A 21,332-nucleotide genomic window follows, 5' to 3' on the forward strand; every position below is an offset into this window, starting at 1 on the left:
AACCGTCCCGGCGATTCCCCCCGGCGATCCCCCCATGAAAAAGCCCCCAGTCGTAGTCATTATCCTACGTCTGGGGGCTTTCTTGCAAAGTCCGTTTTTATTGGTTCTGGGCACATTGCGGCAAGGGGATTTCCTATTGTTTCGAATTTGTGACTTGTTAGGCTTTATCCGGATTAAACGGTTCTGCCGGTGGGGCCTTTGATCTCCTTTCTGTCTACTCTGAACCAGGCTGCATACATCGTCGGCAGTACCAGCAGCGTCAGGACGGTGGCGCCGAACAGTCCGCCGGCAATGGCCACAGCCATGGGGCCCCAGAAGTTGCTGGGCAGGAGAGGTACCATGCCTAAAATGGCGGCGGCGGCGGTCAACATGATGGGACGGAATCGCAGCACGGCGGAGTCGATGATCGCATCCCAGGGCGTTTCACCGGCCTGGATGTGCTGTTCAATCTGGTCGATCAGAATAACCGAGTTGCGGATGATCATGCCGCTCAGGGCCAAAATGCCCAATTCAGCCACAAAGCCCATGGGACGCCCCGTCAGCAGCATGAAGCCGCTGACTCCGATGATCCCCAGCGGCGCGGTTAAAGCTGTCAAAATCATCAGGGACATTTTCTGCAGCTGCAGCATTAACAGGGTAATAATCACGATGATCATCATTGGAACCGGCTGCATCAGGTAGGTCATGGACTTTTTACTGCTCTCCAGGGAGCCGCCGATATCGATGCTATAGCCCAAAGGCAGTTTATCCCGCAATTCCTTCAGGCTCTGGTAAACTTGTTGAGTGGCGTCATTGCCGGTGATCCCGTCGGCTACGTCAGCCTGGACAGTGATTGTCGGCTTCAGATCCCGCCGCCAGATCAATCCCTCTTCCGCCCCGTAACTGATTCGGGCAATCTGCTCCAGAGGGACGACCTGGCCGCTGGGAAGAGGAATGGGCAGGTCCTTGATCTGAGCCAGGTCTTTGCGGTTTTGTCCTTCCAGGCGAAAGACCATGCTTACGGTTTTGTCTTTCTGATAGAATTCGGCTACCGAAGCGCCAGATACTTGGGTCTGCAGGGTCAAGGCCAGGTTTTGGCTGCTGATGCCTAAGAGACGGGCCTTGTCCTGATCAACATCCAGCTGTATGACTTTATTCTTTTCCTGCCAGTCAAAATGGATATTTGACAGGTGCGGATTGCCGGTCATGATGTTGCCTGCCTGCTGGGCGATCTGGCGCACCTTATCCGGCTCATAGCCACTGACTCGCAGCATGACCGGATAAGGGGAAGGAGGCCCGGTCTGAATCAGGCTGATATGGCCTCTCACATTTTCAAACCGGCTGGCAAAAAGATCCGTGATTTTTTGATTTAGTGCATCCCGATCGGTCAGGTCTTTGGCCACAATGACAAACTGGGCATAGTTCGCAGCCGGCAGTTTAGGTTCGGTGGTCAGTACGAACCGGGGCGCTCCCTGGCCCACATAATAGCTGTAATTATCGATGCTTGCATCGCCTTCCAGTTCCTGAGACAGTTTTTGCGCCGCTTCAGAAGTAGCTTTAAGGGATGCGCCTTCCGGCAGTGTCATTTCCACAATTAATTCAGGGCGAACAGACGGTGGAAAGAATTCCTGCCGGATGAACTGCAGCAAAAAGATAGAACCGGCAAAACAAACCAACGTCAGGATCAACACCAGCTTCCGGTGGTCCAGGCACCAAGTGAGCACCCGGCGAAACAGCCGGTAAAACTTGGTGTCATACACGTCATGTTCGTGATTCTGCCCAGGGGATGCTGACGGTTTCAGCTGGATTAAATGATACCCCAGCAGGGGGACCACCAGTACTGAGACAAACCAGGACAACAGCAGAGCCACCGTCATGACCGTAAACAGGCTGCGGGTAAACTCCGCCGCCGCCCCCTGGGAAAAGCCGATGGGGATAAAGCCGGCGCAGGTAATCAGCGTTCCGGTCAGCATGGGAAAGGCTGTGGCATTATAGGCGTAGCATGCCGCCTCAAACCGGTCCCAGCCCTGTTCCAGCTTTACGGTCATCATTTCGATGGCAATAATGGCATCGTCCACCAACAGCCCCAGGGCAATGATCAAAGCTCCCAGGGAAACCTTGTGCAGGTCAATTCCCAGTGTTTTCATGGCGGCGAAAATACCGGCAATGACCAGGGGAATGGAAAGGGCCACCACCGCGCCGGAGCGCAGCCCCAGGCTCAGAAAGCTGACCACCAGCACGATGATAATGGCTTCGGCCAGAGAACGGACAAACTGATTGATGGAATCCTTAACCACCAGAGGCTGGTTGGATACCTGACTGATTTCCAGTCCCAGAGGCAGTTCCTGTTTAACCTGGCCGACAGTTTTATCCAGAGCTTCCCCCAGGGACAGGATATTGCCGCCCTTCTCCATGGATACGGCGATACCGATGGCCGGTTGGCCGTTGAAAAACATTTTCGGTTCCATGGGATCGGCGTAGCTGCGCCGGACTTTTGCTATATCTCCCAACCGGAAGGTGCGGTCATTGGCCCGGATCGGCAGATCCCTGATATTCTCCAGGTCCTCAAAACTGCCGCTGACCCGTAAATAGACATTATCGGAGATGGTTTCTACCATGCCGGCCGGCGTCTTGGCGTTTTGCGCCTGGATCGCACTGATAATAAGGTTAGTGTCCAGTTTCATCTGGGCCAGTTTTTCGCTTTCCATTTCAATGTATATTTTCTCCGGCTGCACTCCAATTAGTTCCACTTTTTTCACAGCCGAGACTCCCAGCAGGATGCGGCGGATTCTTTCCGCCTGTTCCCGCATTTCCTCATAGCTGAAACCATCGGCGGTGAGGGCGTAAATGCAGCCGTACACATCGTCAAAGCGGTCATTGAAGTAAGGGCCGTAAACCCCCTGAGGCAGGGTATCTTTTATGTCGTTGACCATATTGCGCACTTCAAGCCAGGTAGGCCGGATATCTTTTTCCGGGAAAGATTCCTGCAGAGTCACATAAATTACGGCCTGCCCCGGCTTGGAGTAGCTTCGGAGATAATCCAGGCCCGGTGTATTCTGCAATTTTTTCTCGATTTTGTCAGTGACCTGTTCCTCCATCTCACGGGCGGCCGCCCCCGGCCAGGCCACTGAGACAATCATTTGCCGGATGACAAAATCCGGATCCTCCATGCGACCCAGTTGCTGATAGGAGAAGATCCCCATTACAAAGATCACCAGAATGAAATAGTAAACCAGCTGCTGATGGCGCAAGGACCATTCCGTTAAATTGATATTTTTCAGACTCACGGCTTGTCACCGGTTATGCGAACCTTTTGTCCTTCCCGCAGTTTATGGACCCCGGCGGTGACGATGGTTTCCCCGTCTTTTAACCCGTCGAGGATTTGGACGGTTTCATCGCCAAAAGCGCCGATTTTGACAGGCCGCAGGGAAACTTGATCGCTGTTGATGACCCAGACATGGGGGGTGTCGCCGGTTTGGTAAATGGATGACAGGGGAACAAATACAGCTGACCGGTCGTTGCTGCTGAGGATCTCCACGCTGGCAGTCATGCCCAACTGAACCGAGGATGGCGGGTCCACCAAGGCGATGCGGGCCTTATAGGTGCGGGATGCCTTGTCAGCTACCGGCGAGATTTCCCGCAGCCGGCCGTCAATCACCACATCAGGCAGAGCCCAGAAGGAAATACGGATCTGTCCGGCATCCCGGAGCTCTTCCACCCGATTTTCCGGGATATCAATGGCGATTTCTCTTTCTCCGTTCCGGACCAGGGTGACAACAGCCTGACCGGCGCCGACTATTTGACCGGTTTCGGCATGGATACCGGCAACGACTCCCGACGTGTCGGCATATAGCGTACTATACCCCAGTTGGTTAGTCCCTTGGGCATATTGGGCCGAGGCCTGGCGGAAAGCCGCTTCCGCCGAGTCGTAAGCACTCTGATACTGATCAAACTGCAGGCGGCTGACGGCATTTTGCTCATACAGCTGCCGGAACCGTTCCAGGTTGCTTTTGGCCAGGTTTAACTGAGACCGGGCGGAGGCCAGTTGGGCTGCATAGGCGTTAACAGCCTGCTGAATATCCTGGGGATCAATCTCCAAAAGGCGGTCGCCGGCTTTGACAGCACTGCCCAGCTCTATATCCCGTTTAATAATTTTTCCGCCGACCTGAAAGGCCAGCTGGGTTTCGTATCTTCCCCGGACATCACCGGAATAACTGGCGCTTGGCGTTGTCTGGACCAGGCTGATGGCCTGGGCGCGGACGGTGGGTATGACCTCCTGGGCCGGCACGGTTTTTGAGCAGCCGGTCAGCGGCAGAAGCATGGCCAAAAGACCAATTGCCGCGTAGCTTCTGGCCTGAATGAATCGCATCTTAGATTCCCCCTTTACTGTTGGCCTGGCAAGGCTTCATCTTTTTTTACCAGGCCGTGGAGCATAAAGTCAATGAGGGCATCCGTATAATACCCCTGTTCATCTTTTTCCGGGGAAATGGGCATGGTCCGCATATAACTAAAGCTCTGAAACAGTTTTAACCCGACATAGGCAACGACCTTTTCATCCACATTCCGAAGTTTTCCCTGGGCTTTTCCTTCGGCAATGATGGTCGCGATCAGGGAAATGAGCTCTTCCTCCAGAATGACATGATATTTGACGGTTAAAAAGGCTGAGAACAAGGCATCATCGTCTTTTAACAGCCGGGTTAGAAAGTTATCCTGACGAAAGTAGGCGATGGCGGACCGGATTAACTCAATTAACCGTTCCAAAGGGTCCGGAATGTGACTGATGCCGGCGAAGATCAGATCCCGGACCTGACGGCTTTCCCGGATAAACAGGGAGATAAACAGATCCTCTTTGTCTTTGAAATGCTCATAAATAGTCTTCTTGGAAATTTTACAGTCGTGACTGATTTCATCCATCGTGGTTTTTTTGAAACCAAAACGGTCAAACCGTTCTTTGGCTTTATCCAAAATCAAATTTTTTAGTTCGTCTGTTTCCATATGTAATCACCTGCTTTATTCGTTAAGTTTATTCGCTAAGGTTGGTTAATTACTCCATAAACCATTATAGTATCTTGGTTTCCAAGCGTCAATAGAGAAAGCGGAACACTAAAATGATTTCATCTGCCATTTAGAGTGGTTTGAAGTTGCCGAATCGAGTGATAAGGCATATAGTAATCTAAAAAAGAGGTGGCTCCTATGGCGTGGCGGGACGGGCAACAGCAGACCCTGGCAGCGGTTTTCATCGGCTTGCTGCTGGCCCGGCAAAAAAAACCGGCTGAACTGAATCAATTGCTGCACTTTCTCCTGACTATCTGCAGCGTAGCCGGTAGTTCAACTGCCCAGGCCGGCGATTGGTCTGATGCGTCCCCGGGGGCCGAATCGGACCGGCATCAAGAGCAAAATCTGCAATCCCAGATGGATACTCTGAAACAAAGTCTTGGCAGGCTGGAATCCAGGGTTCAGAGGCAGGCACTGGGTTGGAAACCGGTCTGCCGGCCTTGCCGGAAATAATGCTGCGGCAGGAAATATGGAAATAGATGTGGAATTTAAGTGATACATACATCATCCAAATTTGACAAATTTCACGGAAGGGGGAATTTCTTTTGCAGTATCTCTACATGTCGAGGATACTCAGAAACTTTTTACTGTTGCTTTTCATTCTTGCTGCTGTTACAGCCGGCAGTTCAGCCGATGCGGCTCCGGAAAAGATTCTGATCATGCCGAATATCGGCTATGTAAAACTGCCGGGGGACATTAATCTCACCCCTCTTAAAAGCACTACCGGTCCGGCCTGGGATTTGGCAGGCCAAGACCAGGATAAGGGTAAGGCAGTCTCCCGCACCGCCCGCTTGACGGCCTCCGAATATCCACCCGCTAGTCTGGGAGTGGACAAGTCCCTGTTCACCACCACCGCCCGCCCGCAGAGCGGACAGGCCGCTCAGGTCGGAGATGCCGTCAAGCGGTATATGACCCGTTATCTGGCGCAAAACGGCGGCAAGTTGTTAAACTTTTATCCGACCGAGACCGCCCCTATTGGCAACCGCCGGGCCTGGGCCTTTTCCATGCGGGCGGACCTGGGTTACGAAGGCGCCTCTTCGGTATTTATCAAAACCTATATGCTGGTTACCGACACTCGGGTGACCGAAGTGATGCTGGTCTGTCCCGACAGTGACCGTCGCTACTGGGGGCCGATGCTAAGCCGGGCCATGGCCACCTCCGGGGGCCGTTGAAAAAGGATCGTCTGCATCGCAAACTTTTACAAAGTTTAGGTTGCGCGGCTTCCTTTCATGTGATATAATCATTAAACGTGAGAGTGGTTTGAGCAAAGCGAGGTGCAGCATAGAATGAAAGAAAAAATTCACCCCCAATATGGTGAAGCCAAAGTGATATGTGGTTGCGGCAATACCTTTACAACCGGTTCGGTAAAAAAAGAATTGCGTGTAGACGTATGTTCCGCCTGTCATCCTTTTTTCACAGGACAACAGCGTAATATGGCGGCTCGCGGTCGTATCGAGAAATTCAACAAACGTTACGGCCAGGAAGGCTAATTTGCCTATCTCTATACTTTTTTACGCCAAAAACCTAAAGGCAGAGCAGAAATGCTCTGCTCTATTTATATACATTAGAAATTTGAGAGGAAGAAAGCCATCGTGAAACCTAAAGTCTATATCGGCGGTCAGGCGGTGATTGAAGGCGTGATGATGCGTGGCCCGAAAGAAATCGCCACTGCCGTGCGGGAACCGTCCGGAGAGATTATCCTGCAAAAAGACGTATTCACATCCATTACCGACCGCTTTCCTGTCTTAAAAAAGCCCATGCTGCGTGGCGTGGTTTCTTTGGCCGAATCGCTTGTATACGGTCTCAAGGCCCTTTCCTTTTCCGCTCAGGCGGCGGGAGAAGAGGGGGAGCAGCTTTCTACCAAAGAGATCGTCTTAACCATGCTGTTTGCTCTGGGGCTGGCAGTTCTGCTGTTTATCGCCATTCCTACCTTTGCGGCCAAATATATTTATAGTGCCGTCAGCGATCCCTTCCTCCTGAATCTGTTTGAAGGACTGCTCAGACTGGTCATTTTTCTCGCCTATATCGTTGCTATTTCTCAAATGAAAGATATTCAACGGGTTTTTGCCTATCATGGCGCTGAGCATAAAACCATCCATGCTTATGAAGCCGGAGCACCGCTGGACCCGGAGCATGTCCGGGGCTACAGCCGCCTGCATCCTCGTTGTGGCACCAATTTTCTTCTGATTGTGATGGTAATCAGCATCATTACCTTTGCTTTTCTTGGATGGCCTAGTTTATTCTGGCGCATCCTGTCCCGGATCCTCTTGATGCCGCTGGTGGCCGGGATATCCTACGAGATCATCCGCTTTGCCGGACGCAGTCAAAACCGGCTGGTAGCCTGTATCGTAACGCCTGGGTTGTGGTTGCAGTATCTGACCACCCGGGAACCGGATGACAGCCAGATCGAAGTAGCCATCCGGGCCCTGGAAGCCGTCAAACCGGCGGAAACCGTTGTACCTGACAGGGATTCAAATCGAGCCAATCCAGGGGTGAATAGCGATGCTTGAAAAATTACAAGCTATTGAAGACAAGTATTTAGAGTTGGAAGGCTTGATTAGCAATCCGGCTGTCATGCAGGATATGGATACCTGGCAGAAGCATACCAAGGCTCACTCCAAGCTGACCGGTGTGGTCGCCAAGTTCCGTGAATATAAGCAAATGCAAAAAGATCTGACCAATACCCGGGAAATGCTGAAAGAAAGCGATCCGGAACTGCGGGAAATGGCTCAAGCAGAATTCGAAGACTTGAAAAGCCGCAATGAAGAATTAGAGCAGGAATTGCATATTCTGCTCCTGCCTCGGGACCCTAACGACGAGAAGAATGTCATCGTGGAGATTCGTGGCGGGGCCGGCGGCGATGAAGCGGCTCTTTTCGCCGGTGATATGTTCCGCATGTATACCCGTTATGCCGACACCCAGGGCTGGCGCACTGAGGTTCTCGACGCTAACCCTACCGGTCTGGGCGGGTTTAAAGAAGTCATTTTTCTGATCGAAGGTGACGGGGTATACAGCAAAATGAAATATGAAAGCGGCGTGCACCGGGTGCAGCGGGTGCCTGAAACCGAGGCCAACGGCCGCATTCATACCTCCACCATCACCGTGGCAGTGATGCCTGAAGCTGAAGAGGTAGAGGTAGACATCAGCCCCAATGACCTGCGGATTGATACCTATTGCGCTTCCGGCGCCGGCGGTCAGCATATCAATAAAACCGAGTCGGCCGTCCGGATTACCCATCTGCCTACCGGCGTGGTAGTACAGTGCCAGGATGAGAAATCCCAGTTGAAAAACCGGGATAAGGCTATGAGGGTCCTCGGCCAAAGTTTTGGAAATTGCCCAGGAATCCCAGCGGGCCGAGGAAGCTGCGGCCAGAAAAAGCCAGGTAGGCACAGGCGACCGCAGCGAGCGTATCCGTACCTACAACTTCCCGCAGGGAAGGGTCACCGACCACCGGATTGGTTTGACTCTGCACAAACTGGATTTTATCTTGAACGGTGACCTGGAGGAATTGATTCAGGGTCTAATTACGTACTACCAAAGTGAACGAATGAAACAAATGGAGTAAAAAAGTGAGCGACGCGAAGAAAAACAATTGGACGATCGGGGAAATTCTCCAGTGGACCAAGCAGTATTTCAGCGAAAAAGGCGTGGAGAATCCGCGCCTGGATGCTGAAGTACTGCTTTCTGATATTGTAAAGCTGGATCGGCTGCGGCTGTACGTGAATTTTGATCAGCCCCTGCAGCAGCAGGAATTAGACCGTTACCGGGATTATGTGAAAAAACGGGTTATGCGGCTGCCGGTAGCTTATATTCTGGGACGCAAGGAGTTCATGGGACTGGAGTTTGCCGTAAATCCGGCGGTGCTCATCCCACGGCCGGAAACTGAACTGCTGGTGGAAACCGTTTTAAAGCGGCTTGAAGGCTGTCAGAATCCTGCGATCTTAGACATTGGCACCGGCAGCGGCGCTATTATTCTCAGTGTCTTAAAACTATTGCCTGCGGCAACCGGTCTGGCCGTGGATATTTCTCCCCAGGCTTTGGCAGTGGCCCGGGACAACGCCGACCGGCTGGGAGTGGCGGAACGGGTAACCTTCCGGGAGAGCAATTTGCTGACGGCGCTGGGAGAACCGGATAAGCCAGCCGGAGGGTTTGACGCCATCCTGTCCAATCCTCCTTACATTAAAGATGAAGACATTCCGGTTCTCGCGCCGGAAGTGGGAAAGGAACCCCGAACCGCTTTAGCCGGCGGCAGGGATGGTCTGGATTTTTACCGCCTGATCCTGCAAGAGGCCGCCGGCTATCTGCAGCCGGAAGGCTTTCTGGCCTGGGAAATCGGAGCGGGTCAGTCGGAAGACATCAGCCGGCTTGCCCGGGAATCAGGCTGGACCGTGACCGACGTACTCAAGGACCTCGCCGGCATTGAGCGGGTTATGGTTCTAATAATTGGTAAATAAATATTGAAAGGAAGATATAGGACTTTGTTGAAAAATTATCTGTGGTCTAGAATCTGGGACCGTCCAAAAAGGTTCAGATGCTAGGTAAGAACAACGCAGATGAGCCTTTTTCAACGGTCCCCCTATGATATATGAAAACACGTTACATCTATGTTAACCCCCAAGACCCGGAGCAAAACGCCATTGATCTGGCGGCCGAAGTGATCCGCCGGGGCAGACTGGCGGCCTTTCCCACAGAAACAGTGTATGGATTGGGCGGCAACGGTCTTGACCCGGAAGCCGTCCGGAGCATTTTTGCCGCCAAAGGACGGCCCGGGGACAATCCGCTGATTTTACATATTGCCGCCACGGAGGAAGCCGAGCGGCTGGTCAAAACCGTTACACCCAATGCCGCCGCCTTGATGCAGCGCTTTTGGCCCGGCCCTCTCACCGTTGTGCTGGAGAAGTCAGACCTCGTTCCTTTGGTTGTAACCGGCGGATTGAATACTGTGGCTATCCGCCTGCCTGACTCCTTGGTGGCCAGGAGACTGATCAGCGCCGCCGGCGTTCCGGTTGCCGCCCCCAGTGCCAATACCTCCGGTCGCCCCAGTCCGGCCAATGCCAAAGCTGTATTGAGCGACCTGGATGGTAAAATTGATATGGTATTGGATGCCGGTCCCTGCCGAATCGGCGTGGAATCCACTGTGGTAGACTGCACCACGCCGGTGCCTACACTCTTAAGACCGGGCGGTATTACTCTGGAAATGCTGCTGGAGGTACTTGGAGAGGTAGAAGCTGCCCCGGCTCTGTCGGGCTTACATACCACAGTTCCCCGCTCTCCCGGCATGAAATACACTCATTATGCCCCCAGTGCTCCCATGAGGCTGGTGGAAGCTACGGATTCGGCGATGCCGGTTATCCTGGAGCGGTACATTGCCGAGGCTCAGGCAACAGGACAGGTGGTGGGGGCTTTGGTCTCCGGTGAGACAGCGGAACGTTTGCCTGACGGGGTGGTCAGCGCCGTCTATGGACCCCGCAGCCGGCCGGATATGATTGCAGCCCGGCTGTATGACTGCCTGCGTCAATTTGACAATACCCCGGTGGATGTGATCTTTGCCGAAGGCATTGCCGACAAGGGACTGGGACTGGCAGTCATGAACCGCATGCGCAAAGCCGCAGGCTATGACATTATTCGGGAGTAAATTCTGATACAGCCTTATCTCACATATATATTGAAGTGAGGTGAGCAAGATGAGCTTATTGGAATTGGTCGTTTTGAGCATGGCACTGGGAACGGATTTATTTTCGGTTGCTGTGCCCATTGGGATGCAGCGGATCCGCCGACGGATTATATTTATCGCGGCGATCGTTTTTGCCGTATTTCACATCATCATGATTCTGATCGGCTATCATGCCGGGCACTGGCTGGGAGGGTTCGTGGAACACTACGGAACCTATCACGCCGATAATCCGGTGATCGTCAGCTATGTGGCTCACGTGACCGGCGCCCTGGTGCTGATGGCCCTGGGTGCCCAGATGCTTTGGTGCGTGGTGAAGGGAGACGAAGAGAGCCTGTGCGGACCCCGGTCCCTGGAAGGAATGACGCTGCTGGCCATTGCCGCCGGTGTCAGTGTGGATGCCCTGGCCGCAGGATTCAGCATGGGCATGATGGATGTTAATTTGTGGATATTAAGTTTGGTTCTGGGTATCGTGATTTTCTCGATTGCGGTGGCGGGTTTGGGTTTGGGCCGGCGCATTGGCCGATTCCTGGGGGATAAAGCCGGACTGATAGGCGGCTTGGTCCTGTTTATTCTGGGGGCGCACTTGCTGGTTTCTCTTTTTTATGAATAGGAAATACATAGATTAAGGGGTGGTATCCATGCTGCGCATTTTACTGGTTTGCACCGGCAATACCTGCCGCAGCCCCATGGCTGAGGCTGTTCTGCGGGACAAGATCAGAGCTGCCGGGCAGGAAGACAACATTAAAGTGCTGTCGGCCGGGATTGCCGCCGGCGGTGAATATGCCGCTGCGGATGAGGCTGTTGCCGTCATGCAGGAAAGAAATCTGGATTTGAGCCGGCACCTTTCCCGGCAGGTGACCCCGGAATGGATCGGCGCTGCAGACTTGATTCTGACTATGACCCAAGGGCATAAGGCCAATTTACTGCGATTGGCGCCCTCTGCCAGGGATAAAACCTATACCCTGGCTGAATTTTCCGGCGAGGGATGGGATGTTCCTGATCCGGTGGGACAATCCCTGGCAGTGTACCGGGCTTGCGCCTGTCAAATCGAAAGCTTGCTGGATAAGGCATGGGAAAAGATTATGGAGCGGGCAGGAAAACCACATCAATAGGAAGAAATTTTTTTAGGACAAGCCACATTATATTGCTTGGAGGAGTGTCGAATGCTGGCTATTGGCAGCGATCATGGAGGGTTCCGGCTTAAGGAAGCGATTAAGGAATATCTTGCAGCCAACCAAATAGGATTTTGTGATTTTGGCACACATTCCGTCGACTCGGTGGATTATCCCGATATTGCCAAAACCGTGGCTCAGGCTGTAGCGGCCGGCGAATGCGAACGGGGGATTCTCATTTGCGGCACCGGCATTGGCATCTCTATTGCCGCTAATAAGATGAAAGGCATCCGGGCGGCGCTCTGTCATGACGTTTTTTCCGCAAAAATGTCCCGGGAACATAATGACGCCAACATCCTGGCCATGGGCGAGCGGGTGATAGGACAGGGTCTGGCGCTGATGATCGTGGAAACCTGGCTGAAAAGCGAATTCACCGGTGGCCGGCACGAGAACCGGGTTTGTAAAATCACCGACATGGAACAGAACCGTTGAAAAAGGCCCATCTGCGTCGTTACTCCTGCGGGCGGGCGTTCGACGTACCTGCCAACGTACAATCTCACGCCCGTCCTCGTCGTGCTGCATCAGAATTTGTGACTTTTCGGGAGATAGGCAGTAGCGAGTGATTTCTCATAAGCCGAAAAGTCCCCTAAATTCCTTCAGTACGGCAACGCAGGCGTTGCTCTTACCTAGCATCTGAACCTTTTTGAACGGTTCTCGGTTCGAGGCTTAAGAAAGTGCAGTGAAAGAGGGGTTTAGCATGGAATTGGACAATCTTAACCAACAGGCGGCGGCTATTGCGCAGGAACTGATTGCTTTGGCCGGTCTGGAACCGGGGCAGATCCTGGTGGTGGGCTGCAGCACCAGCGAGGTGCGGGGAGAAAAAATCGGCACTGCCGGCTCTGATCAGGTGGCGGCGTCGATTTTAGACAATCTGATAACCGCCTGCCGGGAGCGGGGCTTATTTTTGGCAATACAGTGCTGCGAGCATTTAAATCGCGCCCTGGTGGTGGAGAAGGACATTCTTTCACACTACCCCCTGGAGCCGGTCAGCGTGGTGCCTGTGCCTCATGCCGGCGGTGCCTTGGCAGCACAGGCGATAAAATGTTTCAGACAGCCGGTGGTGGTGGAGACGATCCAGGCCCATGCCGGGCTGGATATCGGCAGTACTCTGATCGGCATGCATCTAAAACGGGTGGCAGTGCCCCTGCGACTGACGGAGAAATATCTGGGCCAGGCTTATGTGACTGCCGCCAAAACCCGTCCGAAGTTAATCGGCGGCGCACGAGCCATCTACGGTGACCGTTGAAAAAGGCCCATCTGAGTCACTTCAGCCTCCTGCGGACTCATTCAGAAAACATCTCTTTTCGGTTTCGTATGCAGTGGTCTATTTTGCTGTGACTACACCGAAAAGTGATTTGTTTTCTTCCAGTACGCAACGCAGGCGTTGCTCTTACCTAGCATCCGGATCTTTTTGAACGGTCCCTGTTTCGAGGCTGCAGATGGGTTTTACAACAGGATACTAGATAATCTAATGGGTAAAAAGAGGGGGATAACACATGTCAACACTTGCTATCTTTGACCCGGAAGTGGCTAAAGCAATCGAACTGGAGCTTTCCCGCCAGCAGAACAAATTGGAACTGATTGCATCGGAAAACTTTGTTTCCAAAGCCGTATTAGAGGCCCAAGGTTCGGTGCTTACCAATAAATATGCCGAAGGCTATCCCGGCAACCGTTACTACGGCGGCTGCGAGCATGTGGATATCGTAGAAAAGCTGGCCATCGAACGAGCCAAGAAGCTGTTTGGGGCCGAGCATGTCAACGTGCAGCCTCACTCCGGCGCCCAGGCCAATACGGCGGTCTATTTTGCCTTTCTGAATCCCGGCGATACCATTTTAGGTATGAATCTGGCCCATGGCGGACACCTGACCCACGGCAGCCCGGTGAACATTTCCGGTAAATATTTTAACATCATTCCCTACGGTGTAACCTCTGATTCCCACCGGATTGATTATGATGAGGTACGCCGTCTGGCTCTCGAACATAAGCCCAAAATGATCGTAGCCGGCGCCAGCGCGTATCCCCGGCGGATTGAATTCGATAAACTGGGGGCCATCGCTAAAGAGGCCGGATCTATGCTGATGGTGGATATGGCTCACATCGCCGGCTTGGTAGCGGCCGGACTGCATCCGAGCCCGGTGCCTTACGCCGATATTGTCACTACGACTACCCATAAGACACTGCGGGGACCCCGCGGCGGAATGATCCTCTGCCGGGAAGAGTATGCCAAAGCCATCGACAAGGCTATTTTTCCCGGCATCCAGGGCGGTCCTCTGATGCATATCATCGCTGCTAAGGCCGTGGCGCTGAAGGAGGCTCTGAGCGGAGAATTCCAAGAGTATCAGCAGCAGATTGTGAGCAATGCCCAGGCCCTGGCCGCTAAACTGCTGGAGGCAGGCTTCGACCTGGTATCCGGCGGCACCGACAATCATCTGATGCTGGTCGATGTACGCAAGCAGAATTTGACGGGTAAACAGGCGGAAAAAATCCTGGATGAAGCCGGCGTTACTGTCAATAAAAACGCCATTCCTTTTGATCCGGCCAGCCCTTTTGTCACCAGCGGCATTCGTATCGGCACGGCGGCAGTGACCTCCCGTGGAATGAAGCAGCAGGATATGGCGGTCATTGGTGAAATTATTTCCCTGGCCCTGCATAACCCGGAAAATGAGATCATCCACGCCAAAGCCGGAAAAATGGTCCGGGAGCTGTGCGGCAAATATCCCCTGTATGCCGGTTAACAAGATATGAGGAGGAATCATATGCAAGTTCACATTATTGACCATCCGTTGATTCAACACAAACTATCCCTGATCCGGGATGTTAAGACCGGGCCCAAGGAGTTCCGGGAACTTCTGGAGGAAGTGGCCATGCTGATGGCTTACGAACTGACCCGCAATCTGCCGCTGGAAGAGACTGAGGTCGAAACGCCGGTGGCGAAATGTCGCTGCAAAATGCTGGCCGGCAAAAAATTGGGAGTTGTACCCATCCTGCGGGCCGGCCTGGGGATGGTCAACGGCGTACTGCGGCTGATTCCGGCCGCTAAAGTGGGCCACATGGGCGTATACCGCAATCCGGAAACTCTCCAGCCGGTGGAATACTACTGCAAACTGCCTACCGATGTGGCTGAACGGGATTTTATCATCATTGATCCCATGCTGGCCACCGGCGGCTCCAGCAAGGCCACCATCGACATGCTCAAAGCCAGAGGCGCCAAGTCGATTAAACTGATGTGCCTGGTAGCTGCTCCTGAAGGCGTCCAGGTCGTCAACGCAAGCCACCCTGATGTAGAGATCTATACAGCCGCAGTGGACGAGAAGCTCAACGACCATGGCTACATCGTGCCGGGGCTGGGGGATGCCGGCGACCGGATTTTCGGGACGAAATAGCCAAAGGGGATGTGGTGGCATGGCGCGTCCGACATGGGATGAATATTTTATGGAAATCACCCGGGTGGTGGCTACTCGTTCCACTTGCTGCCGCCGCCAGGTAGGAGCAGTGATCGTCAAGGGCAAGCGGGTTCTGACCACCGGCTACAACGGCGCTCCTCAGGGGCTGGTCCATTGTCTGGATGCCGGCTGCCTGCGTGAGGCTCAAGGAATTCCTTCCGGGCAGAGACATGAGCTGTGCCGGGGACTGCATGCCGAGCAGAACGCCATCATCCAGGGGGCCCTTTACGGCGTAACGATTGAAGGGGCGACCTTGTATTGCACTCATCAGCCCTGTTCTGCCTGTACCAAGATGATTATCAACGCCGGGATCAAGCGGGTGGTGTTTCACTATCCTTATCCGGATGAACTGGCGGTCACCTTGGCTCAGGAAGCCGGGTTGGAGTGCTATTGCCTTGAATTACCGAAATTTACCTCGTCAGATAAACGGTAGAATATATAAAACTTTGAAAAGGGCATTGCAAGTCTTGGTTTAACACAGGATTGCAATGCCCTTTTGGTATTTTTAATATTTTGCCGCTTTCTTTTTGAAATATCGAAAAATTATTGACCAATCGGATCAAATATCCGCTGGAATGTGAAATATTTTACACAGTATTATTTATGCCATTCTAATATTATGCCAATTTGCAATCAACCACTATTTCATCCTTTCACAATACGATTCGGATGAGGATTGTGATCGTTTAACACTTATTCATATAGAACTGTCACAATTGAATATTAATACAATAAAATGATTACATAACACATGAAGGACTAACCAGTTTAATCCTTGTAAAACAAGACTTCGTTCGCGATTGGACGTGGTTTGAGTCTTGCATAAATAATAAATGTTTATTACAATGGAAACAACGTGAGTTGCAATTTGCACTGTATTATAGTACATAAGGGGGCAAGTTAACACATGACAACAGGGACTTCTTTATGGGATTTATTTGAGCAAAAAAGCATGAGTCGCCGCTCTTTTCTCAAGACCTGCACAGCCCTTACCGCCCTGATGGGATTACCGGCGGCCATGGTGCGCCAAGTGGTAGAAGCCGCCGAAAAAAAAGCCCTGCCGGTCGTCATCTGGCTCCATGGCCACGAATGCACCGGCTGTGATGAAGCTTTTATCCGATCGGTTTCGCCGATGGCTTCGGACCTTATCCTTAACATGATCTCCCTCGAATACTCCGACACCCTGGCGGCTGCTGCCGGTGAGCCATTTGAACATCACCTGCAGGAGACCATGAAAAAGTACGCCGGTCAATACATTCTGGCTGTCGAAGGCGGTGTGCCTACCGCCGATAACGGTATCCACTGCATGGTGGGTGGCTGGCCGTTCCTGACAGTGCTTAAAGAAGCGGCTGCCGGTGCCGCCGCTATTATTGAATATGGTTCCTGCGCCGCTTGGGGCGGCATCCAGGCCGCCGGGCCCAACCCCACGAAATCGGTGGCTGTGAGCGATGTTGTGCGCGGCAAACCCATTGTTAAAGTCCCGGGCTGTCCTCCCATCCCCGAAGTTATGACCGCCGTCGTAATGCACTACGCGCTGTTCAGCCAATTGCCGCCTCTTGACAGCCAAGGCCGGCCCAAGCAGTTTTTCGGCAACCGCATTCACGATACCTGTTACCGCCGGCCATTCTTTGATTCCGGCATGTTCGCGGAGAGATTTGACGACGCCGGGGCTAAAGCCGGCTGGTGTCTGTATAAACTCGGCTGCCGCGGACCGGAAACCTATAACTCCTGCGGCAATCTGCGCTGGTGGAACGGGTTATCCTACCCCATTCAGTCCGGTCACGGCTGCATTGGCTGCAGCAGCAAGAATTTTTGGGATCAAGATCCCTTCTATGAGAGACTGCCCAACATTCCCGTTCCGGGCACGAATGCCAACGCCGACATGGTAGGCGCCGTCGTTGCCGGTGCAGCCACAGCCGCTGTTGCGGTTCATGCCGCCCTGTCAGTAGCCCAGAAAAAATCGCGACAAACCAACGAACAAGCTGACAACGTAAGGAGGCCGGAAGCATGAAACGAGTGGTAGTTGATCCCGTTACCCGGATTGAGGGACACCTTCGGGTGGAAATAAAAGTAGACGAAGCCAGCGGCAAGGTTCAGGATGCTCTGTCCAGCGGCACTGCCTGGCGCGGCATCGAATTGATTGTAAAAGACCGGGATCCCCGTGATGTCTGGGCATATGTCCAACGCATCTGCGGCGTGTGTACAACCGTCCATTCCCTGGCATCGCTGCGGGCGGTGGAAGACGCCCTGGGCATTGAGATCCCGAAAAATGCCAACTACATCCGCAATATTATGGCTGCCAGTCAGAATATCCACGATCACCTGGTTCATTTTTACCACTTGCATGCCCTGGACTGGGTCAGCCCGGTGGAAGCCCTTAAGGCCGATCCGGCGGCTGTCGCTGCGCTGCAAAACGCCGTATTGGAGAAATACCGCCTGCCGCTGGCCGGTCCGGTGGAATTGGATACCGACGCCTATCCCAAGGACTTTCCCAAGGCAACCACCTTATATTTTAAAACCATCCAGGACAAAGTCAGGAAAATCGTCGAGAGCGGCCAACTTGGCATCTTCGCCGGCCAGTGGTGGGACCATCCCGACTATAACCTCTTGCCGCCGGAAGTTCACCTCATGGCTGTGGCCCATTATCTGAACATGCTGGATCGCCAGCGGGAACTGGTGGTCTCTCATGTCGTCTTCGGCGGGAAGAATCCTCATCCGCATTTCATCGTCGGCGGTATGCCTTCTTCCATTTCCATGAATGATATGAATGCTCCGATCAACACCGAGCGGTTGGCGGTCGTCGATACATCGATCAATTTGACCCTCAACCTGGTCAATTATTTCTACCTGCCCGACCTGCTGGCCATTGGTGACATTTACGTAAAAAAAGGCTACGTGGACGGCGGCGGTTTGGCCAAGGAACGGGTGCTGGGCTACGGTGACTTTCCTGACGAGCCCTACACCGGCATCACCAACGGTGATTTTCATAAAAAACTTCTGCTGCGCAGCAACGGCGTCGTCGAAAATTTCGGTCAAGGCCTGGCCAAAGCCGAGTACTTCAACCTGGAAGGCAAGGATTATGCCGACCCGGCCATTCTCGCAGAAGGCGTCGAGCATTCCTGGTACACTTATCCCGAACCCGGCCAGGACGTCCATCCCTGGGCCGGAGCGACCGAGCCCCAATATACCGCCGGAAAAGAATGGAAGAATCTTGACGAACAAGGCAAGTACTCCTGGATCAAGACGCCAAAATGGCGGGGAAAAACGGCCGAAGTCGGTCCTTTGGCCCGTTACATCATTATCTATACCAAGGTGAAAAAAGGCCTGATTGAGCCGACCTGGGCTGAAAAAATGATTGTTGACCAAATCGAAGCCGTATCCAAAGTCCTTAACGCGCCGCCTGAGGTATGGATGCCGACCACCGTCGGACGAACGGCTGTCCGCGGCCTGGAGGCCCAGCTCTGGGCTTACATCAACAAATATTACTTCGACAAACTTATCAAAAACATCAAGAGCGGTGACACTGCCGTGGCCAATACCGCTAAATGGGAACCAGCCACCTGGTCCAAAGAGGCCAGAGGTATTGGCCTCCACGAAGCCCCCCGGGGCGCCCTCGGACACTGGATTGTTATCAAAGACGGAAAAACCGCCAACTATCAGGCCATCGTCCCTACCACCTGGAACGCCTGCCCTCGGGACGACCAAGCCGGTTATGGGGCCTATGAAGCCAGTATGATCGATACCAAAATTAAAATCGCCGACAAACCCCTGGAAGTTCTAAAAGCTATTCGTTCTTTTGACCCATGTCTCGCCTGTGCGACTCACCTGTATGACGTTCAGGGCAACAAGCTTAGTATTGTGCACACTGATCCCTACATAAAGCTATAGGAGGGAAAGCAATGAACAGTTCGAAAGAATATTATGTTTTCAGTCCTTGGCTGCGGATATTTCACTGGATCATGGCGTACAGCGTCCCCATTCTCTTCTTTACCGGTTTGTATATCGGCAACCCGTTTTTCATCGGCAGTCAGGGCATTGAGCCGACTTACGCCTTCCGCCAGACTCTGTCCATGGAAACCATCCGGTATATTCATTTTATCACGGCGTATGTTTTTGTCGGCTCCTTTATTTTGCGGATTTACGGCTTTATCATGAACAAGGGAGACCGCCTGTTTCCCCGTTTCTGGACCAAAGAATACTGGCTGGGCGCGAAGGAAGTGACCCTTCACTATTTATTTCTGTTGCCCCAGCATAAACCTTACCTGAGAAATCCCCTGGCCCGGACTTCCTACGTGGCCCTGTATGCCCTGATAGCGATTGAAATCATTACCGGTTTCGCCATGTACTATATGGTCAACCCGGACAGTTGGGGCGCCAAAATCTTCGGGCCCTGGAACGACTGGCTGGGTGGTGAATACTATGTTCATCTCATTCATCATTATGCGGCTTGGATGATTATGCTGTCTGCCATCGGCCATATCTATATGGTGGTGCGGGCCGACTTTATAGAACGGGAAGGGGAAATATCCAGCATGTTCTCGGGAGTGAAGTTTCTGCGCCATGAACCTGTGGACCTGAAAGAAATCGCGGATGAAGCGGAGGAACGGCCTGATCGCGTCGAGCAACCGGGCGATGCTTCCCCTGCGTACTCCGCTAACAAGGCTGCGCCGGCAACAGATTGACGTCACATTAAATAATGGGGGGATTTCTCATGTGTAAGTTCTGCGGCTGCGGGCCTAGCGGCGGCAATACGCAAATCAAGCTTATCGTGAATGGTTTTGGCAATGCCAAAGAAGTGGAAAAGAGTTTGTTGGGATTACCGGGAGTATATCATGTCCACGTTCATGCCCATGACGGACAGACAACCGTTGATTACAATCCGGCCCGGATCTCGCCGTCCGACATCACCGCAAAATTGGCGGAGCGCGGCCTGCAGGCCGTCGTTTAAGCAAAATGCACGAAATGGCGATTGCGCAAGGCGTATTGGATATCACGCTGGATAACGCGGCTGGTCATCAGGCGAAAAAAGTAACAAAAATAAACCTTTTGATCGGGCAAATGACCGGAGTGGAACCGGAAGCACTGCGCTTTTGTTTCAGTACGGTTGCCCAAGGCACCATAGCGGCTGAAGCTGAACTGGCCATCACCGGTGTGCCTCTGGTGGCTGAGTGTCAGGATTGCGGGCGGAAGTTTGACGTGGAAGGGTACCGGTTTCTTTGCTCAGCCTGCGGCTCGGCCAAAGTGGCGGTCATCTCCGGCCGGGAACTCAGAGTGGACTATCTGGAGGTAGACTAATTGGAAATTCAGGTGAAAGAAAATATTCTGGGCAAAAACGATCAAATTGCCGCCGAAATCAATGCTCTCTTGTCCAGTTATAACATTTTCGCGTTGAACTTAATGGGATCCCCCGGATCCGGCAAAACATCCCTCTTGGAACACACGATTGCGGCATTGGGGAACGAACTGCGCCTGGCTGTGATTGAGGGGGACCTGTTTACTTCCAAGGATGCCGACCGCATCGCCCGGCATGGAGCGCCGGTGGTCCAGATCAATACCAGCGGCGGTTGTCATCTGGATGCGAACATGGTGCAAGAGGCCATAACCAAGCTGGACTTAAGCGGGCTTGATCTGATTATCATTGAAAATGTCGGCAATTTAGTCTGCCCGGCCGAATTTAATATAGGTGAAGACGCCAGAGCTACGGTCCTGAGCATTACCGAGGGCGAGGATAAACCGCTGAAATATCCGCTTGTCTTTAAAGAAGCCGGGATAGTGATTTTGAATAAGATTGATTTGTTGCCTTACACCAGTTTTGATATGGCGGGGGCAACCGAAGATATTGTCAGTCTTAACCCGGCGGTTGTTATTGCTCCTGTTTCCTGCCGGACTGGCGCCGGATTGAATGACTGGACAGAGTGGCTAAAACGGCAGACAGCCCATAAAAGGGCGGGACTGGCCCCAAGCCGATTCACTGCCGGTCAGGGCAAATTTGGATGACACACAGATAGG

The 21,332-nt window shown here is 53.0% G+C and carries 23 protein-coding genes and 1 pseudogene; 21 read left to right on the plus strand and 3 right to left on the minus strand.

The genetic code is table 11. The features are described from left to right. Positions 1–202: hypothetical protein (locus ALO_RS23115; RefSeq protein WP_238528244.1), on the plus strand; the 202-nt coding region annotated here is incomplete at its 5' end. On the opposite strand, the gene ALO_RS09255 is transcribed toward ALO_RS23115, so the two are convergent. The 3 genes from ALO_RS09255 to ALO_RS09265 are packed head-to-tail and all read right to left on the minus strand — an operon-like array spanning position 174 to position 4,974. Next, complete coding sequence (locus tag ALO_RS09255) at positions 174–3,260, minus strand: efflux RND transporter permease subunit (protein ID WP_040293071.1); 3,087 nt, start codon at positions 3,258–3,260, stop codon at positions 174–176. The two genes, ALO_RS23115 and ALO_RS09255, sit on opposite strands and share 29 nt — an antisense overlap. A 2-nt stretch (positions 3,261–3,262) precedes the next feature. Beyond that, entirely contained in the window at positions 3,263–4,348 is a 1,086-nt protein-coding gene (locus ALO_RS09260; RefSeq protein ID WP_004095207.1) for an efflux RND transporter periplasmic adaptor subunit, read from the minus strand. A gap of 14 nt (positions 4,349–4,362) precedes the next feature. Beyond that, positions 4,363–4,974, minus strand: coding sequence for a TetR/AcrR family transcriptional regulator (locus ALO_RS09265; RefSeq protein WP_004095209.1), 612 nt, complete (start codon positions 4,972–4,974; stop codon positions 4,363–4,365). 198 nt (positions 4,975–5,172) lie between these two features. Between ALO_RS09265 and ALO_RS09270 the strand changes: the two genes are divergently transcribed. From ALO_RS09270 to hypB, 20 genes and pseudogenes are all read left to right on the plus strand, one after another. Then, on the plus strand, positions 5,173–5,487 hold the full coding sequence (locus ALO_RS09270) for a hypothetical protein (RefSeq protein WP_004095211.1): 315 nt from the start codon (positions 5,173–5,175) through the stop codon (positions 5,485–5,487). Between the two features lie 92 nt (positions 5,488–5,579). Next, positions 5,580–6,206: a hypothetical protein gene (locus tag ALO_RS09275; protein ID WP_004095212.1), complete on the plus strand. Its 627-nt coding sequence runs from the start codon at positions 5,580–5,582 to the stop codon at positions 6,204–6,206. Positions 6,207–6,320: 114 nt separating this feature from the next. Continuing rightward, positions 6,321–6,524, plus strand: a complete 204-nt coding sequence (gene rpmE / locus ALO_RS09280) for a 50S ribosomal protein L31 (RefSeq protein WP_004095213.1) — start codon at positions 6,321–6,323, stop codon at positions 6,522–6,524. A 102-nt stretch (positions 6,525–6,626) separates the two neighbouring features. Continuing rightward, complete coding sequence (locus ALO_RS09285; RefSeq protein ID WP_004095214.1) at positions 6,627–7,544, plus strand: DUF1385 domain-containing protein; 918 nt, start codon at positions 6,627–6,629, stop codon at positions 7,542–7,544. After that, positions 7,537–8,599, plus strand: a pseudogene (prfA, locus tag ALO_RS09290) (peptide chain release factor 1). The gene ALO_RS09285 and the pseudogene prfA overlap by 8 nt, the downstream one beginning before the upstream one ends. A gap of 4 nt (positions 8,600–8,603) precedes the next feature. Then, the gene (prmC, locus tag ALO_RS09295; protein WP_004095216.1) at positions 8,604–9,488 is read left to right on the plus strand and encodes a peptide chain release factor N(5)-glutamine methyltransferase; all 885 of its coding nucleotides are present in this window, start codon (positions 8,604–8,606) and stop codon (positions 9,486–9,488) included. Positions 9,489–9,619: 131 nt separating this feature from the next. Further along, positions 9,620–10,669, plus strand: a complete 1,050-nt coding sequence (locus ALO_RS09300) for an L-threonylcarbamoyladenylate synthase (protein ID WP_004095217.1) — start codon at positions 9,620–9,622, stop codon at positions 10,667–10,669. A gap of 49 nt (positions 10,670–10,718) precedes the next feature. Then, entirely contained in the window at positions 10,719–11,318 is a 600-nt protein-coding gene (locus ALO_RS09305; protein ID WP_004095218.1) for a manganese efflux pump MntP, read from the plus strand. 28 nt (positions 11,319–11,346) lie between these two features. Beyond that, positions 11,347–11,820: a low molecular weight protein arginine phosphatase gene (locus ALO_RS09310; RefSeq protein WP_004095219.1), complete on the plus strand. Its 474-nt coding sequence runs from the start codon at positions 11,347–11,349 to the stop codon at positions 11,818–11,820. 51 nt (positions 11,821–11,871) lie between these two features. Further along, a complete protein-coding gene (rpiB, locus tag ALO_RS09315) occupies positions 11,872–12,312 on the plus strand; it encodes a ribose 5-phosphate isomerase B (protein ID WP_004095220.1) in 441 nt (146 codons plus the stop codon). Between the two features lie 265 nt (positions 12,313–12,577). Then, positions 12,578–13,126, plus strand: coding sequence for a TIGR01440 family protein (locus ALO_RS09320; protein WP_004573247.1), 549 nt, complete (start codon positions 12,578–12,580; stop codon positions 13,124–13,126). A gap of 250 nt (positions 13,127–13,376) precedes the next feature. Then, positions 13,377–14,615 carry a serine hydroxymethyltransferase gene (locus ALO_RS09325; RefSeq protein WP_004573248.1) on the plus strand — a complete coding sequence of 413 codons (1,239 nt, stop codon included), beginning with the start codon at positions 13,377–13,379 and terminating at the stop codon, positions 14,613–14,615. Between the two features lie 21 nt (positions 14,616–14,636). Continuing rightward, positions 14,637–15,263: a uracil phosphoribosyltransferase gene (gene upp, locus ALO_RS09330; RefSeq protein ID WP_004573249.1), complete on the plus strand. Its 627-nt coding sequence runs from the start codon at positions 14,637–14,639 to the stop codon at positions 15,261–15,263. 19 nt (positions 15,264–15,282) lie between these two features. After that, entirely contained in the window at positions 15,283–15,756 is a 474-nt protein-coding gene (locus ALO_RS09335; protein WP_004573250.1) for a deoxycytidylate deaminase, read from the plus strand. A gap of 474 nt (positions 15,757–16,230) precedes the next feature. Beyond that, on the plus strand, positions 16,231–17,334 hold the full coding sequence (locus tag ALO_RS09340) for a hydrogenase small subunit (RefSeq protein WP_004573251.1): 1,104 nt from the start codon (positions 16,231–16,233) through the stop codon (positions 17,332–17,334). Next, entirely contained in the window at positions 17,331–19,211 is a 1,881-nt protein-coding gene (locus tag ALO_RS09345; protein WP_004573252.1) for a nickel-dependent hydrogenase large subunit, read from the plus strand. Before ALO_RS09340 ends, ALO_RS09345 begins: the two co-directional genes overlap by 4 nt. Positions 19,212–19,222: 11 nt before the next feature. Continuing rightward, the gene (gene cybH / locus ALO_RS09350; protein ID WP_004573253.1) at positions 19,223–20,005 is read left to right on the plus strand and encodes a Ni/Fe-hydrogenase, b-type cytochrome subunit; all 783 of its coding nucleotides are present in this window, start codon (positions 19,223–19,225) and stop codon (positions 20,003–20,005) included. A gap of 29 nt (positions 20,006–20,034) precedes the next feature. Further along, on the plus strand, positions 20,035–20,271 hold the full coding sequence (locus ALO_RS09355; protein ID WP_004573254.1) for a heavy-metal-associated domain-containing protein: 237 nt from the start codon (positions 20,035–20,037) through the stop codon (positions 20,269–20,271). Between the two features lie 5 nt (positions 20,272–20,276). Beyond that, entirely contained in the window at positions 20,277–20,618 is a 342-nt protein-coding gene (gene hypA / locus ALO_RS09360) for a hydrogenase maturation nickel metallochaperone HypA (protein WP_004573255.1), read from the plus strand. Then, a complete protein-coding gene (gene hypB, locus ALO_RS09365) occupies positions 20,619–21,320 on the plus strand; it encodes a hydrogenase nickel incorporation protein HypB (protein ID WP_004573256.1) in 702 nt (233 codons plus the stop codon). Positions 21,321–21,332: the final 12 nt, after the last annotated feature.

The sequence above is a fragment of the Acetonema longum DSM 6540 genome, assembly GCF_000219125.1.
GTDB lineage: Bacteria > Bacillota > Negativicutes > Sporomusales > Acetonemataceae > Acetonema > Acetonema longum.

What these genes read in the sequence shown, in the direction of transcription:
- ALO_RS09260 (WP_004095207.1), bottom strand. Translation starts at nt 4,348, where the DNA reads ATGCGATTCATTCAGGCCAGAAGCTACGCGGCAATTGGTCTTTTGGCC.
- ALO_RS09265 (WP_004095209.1), bottom strand. Translation starts at nt 4,974, where the DNA reads ATGGAAACAGACGAACTAAAAAATTTGATTTTGGATAAAGCCAAAGAA.
- ALO_RS09270 (WP_004095211.1), top strand. Translation starts at nt 5,173, where the DNA reads ATGGCGTGGCGGGACGGGCAACAGCAGACCCTGGCAGCGGTTTTCATC.
- rpmE (WP_004095213.1), top strand. Translation starts at nt 6,321, where the DNA reads ATGAAAGAAAAAATTCACCCCCAATATGGTGAAGCCAAAGTGATATGT.
- ALO_RS09300 (WP_004095217.1), top strand. Translation starts at nt 9,620, where the DNA reads ATGAAAACACGTTACATCTATGTTAACCCCCAAGACCCGGAGCAAAAC.
- ALO_RS09305 (WP_004095218.1), top strand. Translation starts at nt 10,719, where the DNA reads ATGAGCTTATTGGAATTGGTCGTTTTGAGCATGGCACTGGGAACGGAT.
- ALO_RS09310 (WP_004095219.1), top strand. Translation starts at nt 11,347, where the DNA reads ATGCTGCGCATTTTACTGGTTTGCACCGGCAATACCTGCCGCAGCCCC.
- rpiB (WP_004095220.1), top strand. Translation starts at nt 11,872, where the DNA reads ATGCTGGCTATTGGCAGCGATCATGGAGGGTTCCGGCTTAAGGAAGCG.
- ALO_RS09320 (WP_004573247.1), top strand. Translation starts at nt 12,578, where the DNA reads ATGGAATTGGACAATCTTAACCAACAGGCGGCGGCTATTGCGCAGGAA.
- ALO_RS09325 (WP_004573248.1), top strand. Translation starts at nt 13,377, where the DNA reads ATGTCAACACTTGCTATCTTTGACCCGGAAGTGGCTAAAGCAATCGAA.
- upp (WP_004573249.1), top strand. Translation starts at nt 14,637, where the DNA reads ATGCAAGTTCACATTATTGACCATCCGTTGATTCAACACAAACTATCC.
- ALO_RS09335 (WP_004573250.1), top strand. Translation starts at nt 15,283, where the DNA reads ATGGCGCGTCCGACATGGGATGAATATTTTATGGAAATCACCCGGGTG.
- ALO_RS09340 (WP_004573251.1), top strand. Translation starts at nt 16,231, where the DNA reads ATGACAACAGGGACTTCTTTATGGGATTTATTTGAGCAAAAAAGCATG.
- ALO_RS09345 (WP_004573252.1), top strand. Translation starts at nt 17,331, where the DNA reads ATGAAACGAGTGGTAGTTGATCCCGTTACCCGGATTGAGGGACACCTT.
- cybH (WP_004573253.1), top strand. Translation starts at nt 19,223, where the DNA reads ATGAACAGTTCGAAAGAATATTATGTTTTCAGTCCTTGGCTGCGGATA.
- ALO_RS09355 (WP_004573254.1), top strand. Translation starts at nt 20,035, where the DNA reads ATGTGTAAGTTCTGCGGCTGCGGGCCTAGCGGCGGCAATACGCAAATC.
- hypA (WP_004573255.1), top strand. Translation starts at nt 20,277, where the DNA reads ATGCACGAAATGGCGATTGCGCAAGGCGTATTGGATATCACGCTGGAT.